Origin of the sequence: Mycobacterium sp. 1245852.3, assembly GCF_001669335.1 — a bacterium.
Classification (GTDB): domain Bacteria; phylum Actinomycetota; class Actinomycetes; order Mycobacteriales; family Mycobacteriaceae; genus Mycobacterium; species Mycobacterium europaeum_A.
Map to the genome: position 1 here is coordinate 1 of NZ_LZLL01000249.1, position 8,643 is coordinate 8,643.

9 protein-coding genes are annotated in these 8,643 nt (G+C 67.9%); 5 read left to right on the forward strand and 4 right to left on the reverse strand.

The window, feature by feature from the left end; all coding sequences use genetic code 11:
• Positions 1–871, forward strand: an 871-nt coding sequence (locus tag A9W96_RS11005; protein WP_231999655.1) for a neutral zinc metallopeptidase, incomplete at its 5' end; no start/stop codon positions are given.
• On the opposite strand, the gene A9W96_RS11010 is transcribed toward A9W96_RS11005, so the two are convergent.
• Positions 868–1,743, reverse strand: a complete 876-nt coding sequence (locus tag A9W96_RS11010) for a dihydrodipicolinate synthase family protein (protein WP_067139701.1) — start codon at positions 1,741–1,743, stop codon at positions 868–870. The two genes, A9W96_RS11005 and A9W96_RS11010, sit on opposite strands and share 4 nt — an antisense overlap.
• A gap of 11 nt (positions 1,744–1,754) precedes the next feature.
• On the reverse strand, positions 1,755–2,540 hold the full coding sequence (locus A9W96_RS11015; RefSeq protein WP_066861016.1) for an aldolase: 786 nt from the start codon (positions 2,538–2,540) through the stop codon (positions 1,755–1,757).
• 47 nt (positions 2,541–2,587) lie between these two features.
• On the opposite strand from A9W96_RS11015, the gene A9W96_RS11020 reads away from it, so the two are divergent.
• The gene (locus A9W96_RS11020) at positions 2,588–3,133 is read left to right on the forward strand and encodes a helix-turn-helix domain-containing protein (RefSeq protein WP_067139708.1); all 546 of its coding nucleotides are present in this window, start codon (positions 2,588–2,590) and stop codon (positions 3,131–3,133) included.
• On the opposite strand, the gene A9W96_RS11025 is transcribed toward A9W96_RS11020, so the two are convergent.
• A complete protein-coding gene (locus A9W96_RS11025; protein WP_066861023.1) occupies positions 3,126–3,560 on the reverse strand; it encodes a hypothetical protein in 435 nt (144 codons plus the stop codon). The genes A9W96_RS11020 and A9W96_RS11025 overlap by 8 nt on opposite strands.
• Before the next feature lie 88 nt (positions 3,561–3,648).
• On the opposite strand from A9W96_RS11025, the gene A9W96_RS11030 reads away from it, so the two are divergent.
• The gene (locus tag A9W96_RS11030; RefSeq protein ID WP_067139711.1) at positions 3,649–5,217 is read left to right on the forward strand and encodes a metallophosphoesterase family protein; all 1,569 of its coding nucleotides are present in this window, start codon (positions 3,649–3,651) and stop codon (positions 5,215–5,217) included.
• Between the two features lie 54 nt (positions 5,218–5,271).
• Positions 5,272–6,918: a chloride channel protein gene (locus tag A9W96_RS11035; protein ID WP_067139714.1), complete on the forward strand. Its 1,647-nt coding sequence runs from the start codon at positions 5,272–5,274 to the stop codon at positions 6,916–6,918.
• Here A9W96_RS11035 and A9W96_RS11040 read toward each other — a convergent pair.
• Positions 6,900–7,928, reverse strand: a complete 1,029-nt coding sequence (locus tag A9W96_RS11040; RefSeq protein ID WP_066861029.1) for an Rv2578c family radical SAM protein — start codon at positions 7,926–7,928, stop codon at positions 6,900–6,902. The genes A9W96_RS11035 and A9W96_RS11040 overlap by 19 nt on opposite strands.
• Positions 7,929–8,240: 312 nt before the next feature.
• Between A9W96_RS11040 and A9W96_RS11045 the strand changes: the two genes are divergently transcribed.
• The gene (locus A9W96_RS11045) at positions 8,241–8,465 is read left to right on the forward strand and encodes a deoxyribodipyrimidine photolyase (protein ID WP_066861033.1); all 225 of its coding nucleotides are present in this window, start codon (positions 8,241–8,243) and stop codon (positions 8,463–8,465) included.
• The last annotated feature ends 178 nt before the right edge of the window (positions 8,466–8,643 follow it).

Below are 8,643 nucleotides of genomic sequence, written 5' to 3' on the forward strand. Positions count from 1 at the left end.
TCACCTTCGTGATCACCTTCGCCCACCGCGGCCAGGACCCGGCGTCGGAGAGCACCTCGAAAAGCTGCTCGGGGGTGGCGGCCTGGGGCTGCTCATCCTCATCGGGGCGCTGTTTTTGGGCGTCGACCCCGGCCGCGTCATGAACTCCCCGCAGACCAACACCGGCGGGTACTCGGCGCCTGGCTTCGACCTGAGCCAATGCAAGACCGGCGCCGACGCCAACAAGTACGTGCAGTGCCGGGTGGTCGCCACCGGCAACTCGGTGGACGCGGTGTGGCATCAGCTGCTGCCGGGTTACACCCGTCCGCATGTCCGGCTGTTCACCGGCCGGGTGAACACCGGCTGCGGGGCGGCCACCACCGCGGTGGGACCGTTCTACTGCCCGGTCGACCAGACGGCGTACTTCGACACCGACTTCTTCCAGGAGCTCGTCGACAGATTCGGTTCCAGCGGTGGGCCGTTCGCCCAGGAGTATGTGGTCGCCCACGAATACGGCCATCACGTGCAGCAGCTGCAGGGTCTGCTCGGCCGCTCGCAGCAGGGCGCGCAGGGCGCCGGGGGCAATGGCGTGCGCACCGAGCTACAGGCCGACTGCTACGCCGGGATCTGGGCCCACTACGCCTCCACGGTCAAGCAGGAGAGCACCGGCGTGCCATACCTGGAGCCGTTGAGCGACAAGGACATTGCCGATGCGCTCTCGGCCGCGGCGTCGGTCGGCGATGACCGCATCCAGAAGGAATCCACCGGCCGGGTCAACCCCGAGTCCTGGACGCACGGTTCGTCCGAACAGCGGCAGAAGTGGTTCACCATCGGCTACCAGACCGGCGACCCGAAGAAGTGCGACACCTTCTCCGCGCCGGATCTGGGTTAAACGTCCAGTAGGCGCCGCAGCTCGGCGCGGCCCAGTTCGTCGAGCGGCAGCAGCGGCGCGCGCGGGTCGCCGACTCCGAAGCCGAGCAGCTCCAGGCCGGCCTTGACGGTGGTGGCCAACCCGCCGGCGACGATGTAGGTAAGCAACGGCTGGAGATCGTCGTAGAGCTTCTGCGCGGTGTCGAGGTCTTGTGCGCGCACCGCCTCGTACAGGTCGATGCAGGGTTGTGGCCGCAGATTCGGTGCGGCCGTGCACCATCCGGACGCGCCGGCCTTCAGGGCGTCGAGCACCAGCGGGTTGCTGCCGTTGTAGAAGGGCAGCCGGTTGCCGGACAGTTCGGCGATGCGGTGCATGCGGGTCAGGTCACCGGTGGATTCCTTGACCATCGTGACGTTGTCGATGCCCTCGAACATCCGCACCAGCAACTCGGGCGGCATGTCGACACCGCTGGTGGCCGGGTTGTTGTAGGCCATGATGGGGATCGAGATGGCGTCGCTGATGCTGCGGTAGTGCTGGAAGATCTCCCGCTCGGTGAGCTTCCAGTAGGACACCGGCAGGATCATCACCGCGTCCGCCCCGGCCCGCTGCGCGTAGCTGGCGCGCCGAATCGTCTTGGCGGTGGTCACATCCGACACGCCGACGATCACCGGGACCCGCCCGGCGACAGTGGCGATGGTGGTGTCGACGACGGCGTCGAACTCGGGTTCCTCGAGGTACGCCAGTTCGCCGGTGCTGCCCAGCGGCGCGATCGCGTGCACATCGGCGGACACCAGCCGCTCGACCAGCGCGGCCAGCCGTTCGGTGTCAATCCCGTTGTCGCCGAACGGCGTAACCGGGTAGGCGATGATGCCGTGGATCTTGGGCTCGGTCACAGGGCGGCTCCTTAGCTGGTCAACACGTCGGGATGCCGGGCCAGGGCCCGGCGGGCGTAGTAGGCGAAGTTGGCGCGGCTGCGCTGCGGCGACAGCGTCCAGTCATGGGCCTCGCGGGCCAGTTCTGCGGGCAGCTCCTGGACGGTGCCGGCGGCCATCGCGGCCAGCTGCAGTTTGGCGGCGCGCTCGATGAGGATCCCCAGCGAGCAAGCCTCCTCGACGCTGGCCCCCGCGATGACGTGGCCGTGATGCGCCAGCAGGACGGCCTTCTTGTCCCCGAGGGCGGCGGTGATGATCTCGCCCTCTTCGTTGCCGACCGGCACCCCCGGCCACTTGGGCAGGAACGCACAGTCGCCGTAGAGCGGGGTGGTGTCCATGTGGGAGACGATCAGGGGAACTTCCAGCATCGACAACGCCGCGACGTGGAACGCGTGGGTGTGCACGATGCAGTTGACGTCGGGCCGGGCGCGATAGATCCAGCTGTGAAAACGGTTGGCGGGGTTGGCAATTCCATCGCCGTCGAGGACGTTGAGGTCCTCGTCGACCAGCAGCAGGTTGGCGTCGGTGATCTCGTCGAACCCCAGGCCGAGCCGCTGGGTGTAGTAGGTGCCCGCCGCCTCGGCGCGGGCGGTGATCTGTCCGGCCAGCCCCGAGTCGTGCCCGGCGTCAAAGAGCGCCCGACAGGTCAACGCCAGCTTCTGACGCGTGGTCAACTGCGAATCGGCGACGTTCGCCGTCAACTGCTCGGCAGCCCGGCGCATCAACTCGGATTTCGATTCGGTGAACGTGCTGCCCATGTGACACAATGTAGCAGCTTAGGAAACCTTGTGTCATAGGAGGCCCCGTGACGGCACTGCTGCGCCCCGTCCGCAGACAGCGCGGCCTCACCCTCGAGCAACTCGCCCGGCAGACGGGCCTGACCAAGAGCTATCTGTCCAAGATCGAACGGGGCCAGAGCACTCCCTCGATCGCGGTGGCCCTGAAGGTCGCCCGGGCGCTCGAGGTCGACGTCGGGCGGCTGTTCTCCGCCGGGGCCGCTCAGGAAAAGATCACCGTGGACCGGGCCGGCGACGGCGACGGCGGCCGCTATCGGGTGCTGGCGCCGTCACTGTTGGGAAAGTCGATGTCGCCGTTCGTGGTTCGCCCGACACAGCAGCTGGCCGAGGATCCCCATCCCGAGCATGCGGGCCAGGAATTCATGTTCGTGCACGCCGGCACGGTCGAACTCGACTATGGGGACCAGACGTTCACATTAGGGCCGGGCGACAGCGCCTATTTCGACGCGTCGGTCAGCCACAAGATCCGGGCGGTCGGCGCCGAGAGCGCCGAGGTCGTCGTCGTTGCGCACGCCGAGCCCGGGAGCGCACCGGCCCTGGTCCCGACTAGCTGAGCCGGCAGGTGACGGTGGTGGTCGCGTCCTGCTGGACCACCACCTGACCGTCCACGGCGATTTCGCAATGGAACTGGGCCGGGCCGTTGCCCGAATCCGGCCAGTGCAGCATGCCGCTGGCGGTGATGCTCGCGAACTGGTTCGGGTTTGCCAGGGTGGCGGTGTAGGTGACCGGCGCGCCGGCGCTGAGCGGGGCCTGCACGCTGGTCGAGAACTTCGACGGGTCCGCGTTGAAGGCCGCCTGACTGGGCGGATCGGCGTTCACGTAGGAGACGTTGGCGGTGACGTTGTTGGGGCTCGTCACCGTGTAGGTCACCTGGTGACCGGCCGGGTCCGCATAGCTGGTCGCCGACGTGAGTACCGCCCCCGCGGCCGCGGCCAGAATTGTCGCTGAGATCGCGCTCGCTGTCCTGTGCACGTTCGTCATATCGAAAACGCTACCGGATTCGTTAGCGACGGTTCGATGTTTACGCCGCAGCTGTGCCCCTGGTCGCCGGCTCCGGTATGAAGCAAGCATGCGCGAAGACCCCACTGTGGTGACCCGCCGCCGACTGCTGACCACCGGCGCGGTCTCGGCCGCCCTCGGCGTAGGCCTGGGCGGTGGCGCCACGCTGCTGTGGTCCCGTCCGCAGGGCCCGACGGCCTGGTTGCAGCCCGACCGACATGGCGCACCACCTGTCGGTGGGCTGCACCTGCAGTTCGGCGAGAACGCCGGCACCGAAGTGGTGGTGTCCTGGCACACCACCGACGCGGTCCGCAATCCGCGCGTCCTGCTCGGAACACCGACATCGGGCTTCGGCAGCACGGTGGCCGCCGAAACCCGCACCTACCGGGACGCGAAGTCCGGCACCGAAGTTCGCGTCAACCATGCCCGGCTGACCGACCTCACGCCGGACACCGACTACGTGTACGCCGCGCTGCACGACGGCGCGGAACCGGAGCAGGGCACCGTCCGTACGGCGCCGAAGGGCCGAAAGCCCTTGCTGTTCACCAGCTTCGGTGACCAGTCCACTCCGGCGCTGGCCAAGATGCCCGACGGCAGCTACGCCACCGACAACATCGGCTCGCCGGCCGCCGCCGACACCACCATGGCGATCGAACGGATGGGCCCGCTGTTCAATCTGATCAACGGCGACCTGTGTTACGCCAACCTGGCCCGGGATCGGGTGCGCACCTGGTCGAACTGGTTCGAGAACAACACCCGCTCGGCGCGCTACCGGCCCTGGATGCCGGCGGCGGGCAATCACGAGAACGAATTGGGCAACGGGCCAATCGGTTACGGCGCCTATCAGACCTACTTCGCGGTGCCCGATTCCGGGTCGAGCCCCGAAACCCGTGGCATGTGGTACTCGTTCACCGCCGGTTCGGTGCGGGTGATCAGCCTGAGCAACGACGACGTCGCCTTCCAGGACGGCGGCAACTTCTACGTGCACGGCTACTCCGGTGGCGAACAAAAGCGTTGGCTTGCAGACGAACTCGCTGCCGCCCGGCGCGATCCGGACGTCGACTGGATCGTGGTGTGCATGCACCAGACCGCGATCTCGACCGCCGACAAGACCAACGGAGCCGACCTGGGCATCCGCGCGGAATGGCTGCCGCTGTTCGACCAGTACCAGGTGGATCTGGTGGTGTGCGGCCACGAACACCACTACGAACGCTCGCATCCGTTGCGCGGCGCGCTGGGCACCGACACCCGCACGCCGATACCCGTCGACACGCGAATCGATCTGATCGATGCCAGCCGGGGAACGGTGCACCTCGTCATCGGTGGCGGCGGCACGTCGGCCCCGAGCAACGCGATGTTCTTCCCGGAGCCGCGGTGCCGAGTGGTCACCGGAGTGGGCGCCTTCGACCCCGCGCTGCGCCGCAAGGCGCCCATCTACGTCATCGAGGACGCGCCGTGGTCGGCGTTCCGCGATCGCGAGAACCCCTACGGTTTCGCGGCTTTCGAGGTCGACCCAGGCCAACCCGGTGGCAACACGTCGATCAAGGCGACGCACTACGCGCTGCGGGGCCCGTTCGGCGAAGTCGCCGTCATCGACCAGTTCACGCTCACCAAGCCGCGCGGCGACAGGGCCCGCTAGCCCGTCCCAGCAACGTGACCGCGGCGGATTTTATCCCTGTGAAATACTTCGAAAATGGCTGAATCGCCCGGTCCGCCCGTGGGGGGACGCTTGGCGGACTTCGTGGTCGATCGGCGCATGCTGCTGACCGCGGCGCTCGCCGTGCCGATCGGAGCGCTCGCCGCGGGGGCGGCGTGGTGCCTGCTCCGGTTGATCGGGTTGGTCACCAACCTCGTCTTCTACCAGCGCTGGGCGGTCGACCTGGTGGCACCGGGATCGCACCCCCATCCGTGGTGGTTGTTGCTGGGCGCCCCCGTCGCCGGCGGTCTGGTGGTCGGCGTCATGGCCCGGCTGGGCTCGGAGAAGATCCGCGGTCACGGCATGCCGGAAGCGATCGAGGCGATTCTCACCCAGGGCAGCCGCGTCGAGCCGAAAGTCGCTATCCTCAAGCCGGTTTCGGCGGCGATCAGCATCGGCACCGGCGGCCCGTTCGGCGCCGAGGGGCCGATCATCATGACCGGCGGGGCGCTGGGGTCGATCCTGGCCCAACACCTGCATCTGACCGCCGACGAGCGCAAGATCCTGCTGGTGTCGGGGGCCGCCGGGGGAATGGCGGCCACGTTCAATTCGCCGCTGGCGTCCATCCTGCTCGCGGTCGAGCTGTTGCTGTTCGAATGGCGGCCCCGCAGCCTGATTCCGGTGACGGCGGCGGTCGTCGTCGCGACCGTCGTGCGCCAGTTCATTCTCGGCGGCAACCCGGTCTTCCCGGTCGACGTCGGGCACCTGAGTCGCGTCGAACCGAAGATCGACCTGCTGGCGCTCCTCATCGGGGCGTGCGGCGCGGTGGTCGCCATCGCCGCGACGCGGTTGGTGTACCTGGCCGAGGACGCCTTCGCGCGCCTGCCGATCCACTGGATGTGGTGGCCGGCGATCGGCGGGCTGGTGATCGGCGCGGGCGGGCTGATCGAGCCGCGGGCGCTCGGCGTCGGCTACGACGTGATCGACGCGCTGCTCACCGGCCACGCCACCCTGTCGTTGATCGTCGGCATCCTCGTCGTGAAGACCGCCATCTGGTCGCTGTCGTTGGGTTCGGGCACCTCGGGCGGTGTGCTCGCGCCGGTGTTCATGATCGGCGGCGCGCTGGGAGCCCTGGTGGGCCAGGGCCTGCCGAACGTGTTCCCGGGGTTCTGGGCGATTCTCGGGCTGGCCGCCGTGGTGGGCGGCGTCATGCGCTCGCCGCTGACCGGCGTCGTGTTCACCCTCGAACTCACCCATGCCTGGCCCGCGCTGCTTCCCCTGATCGTGGCCTCGACCACGGCCTACGCGGCGTCGGTGTTGATGCTCGACCGATCGGTGCTGACCGAGAAGATCGCCCGGCGCGGCCTGCACCTGACCCGCGACTACACCACCGATCCGCTGGAAGCGTTCTTCGTGGCCGACGTCATGCATCCCGAGCCGTCGCCGGTGCCCACCGGCGGCAGCGTCAGCACCCGCGACACCCTGCGGCATGCCGCCAACGTCCTCGCCGAATCGGGCGGCCACGCGCTGCGCGTCCTGTCACCGGACGGCGCGGAACAAGGTCACCTGCTGCTGCGGGATCTGCTCACCGCCCGCCTGCACGACATCACCGAAGACACCGAGCGCACAAGGCATTTCGTCGCGTTCCCCCGCAGACGGGCGCTGCGAAACGCCGATCCCGAAGCTCAAAACAACGTCGGCTGAATCGGTTTCGGTGCGGGCGCCGCCGAGGCGGCCCGGGCGAACGGGCGATGGTCGCCAGCCAGCCCATGCTTGGCGATCAACGGCGCGGCCCGCCGCCGCAGCGTTTCGCGATAGTCCTGGGGCAGGTAGGCACCGCGCCGGTACAGCTCGCGGTAACGGCCGACCAGGTCGGGATGCGAGCGGGCCAACCACGCCATGAACCATCCCCGGGTCGAGCCGCGCAGGTGCAGGCCGAACACGGTGACGCTGGTGGCGCCGGCCGCCGCGATCTGGCCGAGCAGCCCGTCGAGGTGCTCGGCGGAATCGGTGAGGTGCGGCAGCACCGGCGCGACCATCACATGACAGTCCAGCCCGGCGCCCCGGATAGCGCTGATCAGACCGAGCCGGGCCTGGGGGGTGGGCGTGCCGGGCTCGACGTCCTTGTGTAGCTCTGGGTCGCCGATGGCCAGCGACACCGCCACCGAGACCGGAACCTGCGCCGCGGCCTGGGTGATCAGCGGCAGGTCGCGCCGTAGCAGCGTGCCCTTGGTCAGGATCGACAGCGGCGTGCCGGATTCGGCCAGCGCGCCGATGATGCCCGGCATCAGCGCGTAGCGCCCCTCGGCCCGCTGGTACGGGTCGGTGTTGGTGCCCAGGGCGACGGTCTCGCGCTGCCAGGACGGCCGGCGCAGCTCGCGACGCAGCACCTCAACCACGTTGGTCTTGACGACGACCTGGGTGTCGAAGTCGTTGCCGCAGTCCAGCTCCAGGTATTCGTGGGTGGGCCGGGCGAAACAGTACCGGCAGGCGTGCGAGCAACCGCGATAGCCGTTGACGGTGTAGCGAAACGGCAGCGCCGACGCGTTCGGCACCTTGTTGAGCGCGGACTTGCACACCACCTCATGGAAGGTGATGCCATCGAACTGCGGCGAGCGCACGCTGCGCAGGAAGCCCATGCGCTGCAGCCCCGGCAGCGCCCCATCCTCGACCGGTGTCCCGTTGACCGCGACGGCCTGATTCGCCCACCGCATATCAACCATTCGAACATTCGTTCGAGATCGAGTCAAGCACGGGACCGTCGTACAGTGAGCAGCGACCGTATCGCCCCTACGCTTCAAGGCACCGACGGCGATGCGGTGCGGCGTGGGCGATAAGTTCGTCGTTCACATGGCTGCCATTTTCCCCGTTTTGTCCGAGGATGCATTGCGCGCGACTTTGGAATTCTCGACCGCACGGTGCGCCGCGGTTATCCGGGCGGTTAACGCGGTGCGGAGAATCGAGTTTCGGTTTTGCGTGACATTTACGCGGGTATTATTCCAGGGCCCCTCACGAAAGGACCTGTCATGTTGCACCAGGTGATTCTGGCGAGTTCGGACCCGGTCGCGGCCGGCTTCATCCTCCGTGGCATCAAGGGAATTTTCGTCGCTATCGGCAGCATTATCGCCGCAATAATCTGCGGAGTCATCGCCATGATGAAGGGCCGCAATCCGCTGGGCTGGGGAATTCTTGGACTGTTCTTCTCGATCCTGACATTGATTGTCGTCATCATTATTCCCAGCAAAAAATAACGCTTAGAAGGGCGGCGGTTCCCCGTCGCCGACGGCGTGGGTCGACGCAGAAGCCCAAGTGCGAGAAGGCTTTTCGAGCGCACGCGCCATGCGGTTGTGATGGCGTTCGGTGGCCACGCGCGCGGCGCGGTCCTGGGCGCGGGTACGGCGGCGTCTGGGCATCATCGCGGTGCGCTCG

Coding starts and splice junctions, on each gene's coding strand:
- A9W96_RS11015 (WP_066861016.1), bottom strand. CDS start 2,540: ATGGGCAGCACGTTCACCGAATCGAAATCCGAGTTGATGCGCCGGGCT.
- A9W96_RS11025 (WP_066861023.1), bottom strand. CDS start 3,560: ATGACGAACGTGCACAGGACAGCGAGCGCGATCTCAGCGACAATTCTG.
- A9W96_RS11030 (WP_067139711.1), top strand. CDS start 3,649: ATGCGCGAAGACCCCACTGTGGTGACCCGCCGCCGACTGCTGACCACC.
- A9W96_RS11035 (WP_067139714.1), top strand. CDS start 5,272: ATGGCTGAATCGCCCGGTCCGCCCGTGGGGGGACGCTTGGCGGACTTC.
- A9W96_RS11040 (WP_066861029.1), bottom strand. CDS start 7,928: ATGCGGTGGGCGAATCAGGCCGTCGCGGTCAACGGGACACCGGTCGAG.
- A9W96_RS11045 (WP_066861033.1), top strand. CDS start 8,241: ATGTTGCACCAGGTGATTCTGGCGAGTTCGGACCCGGTCGCGGCCGGC.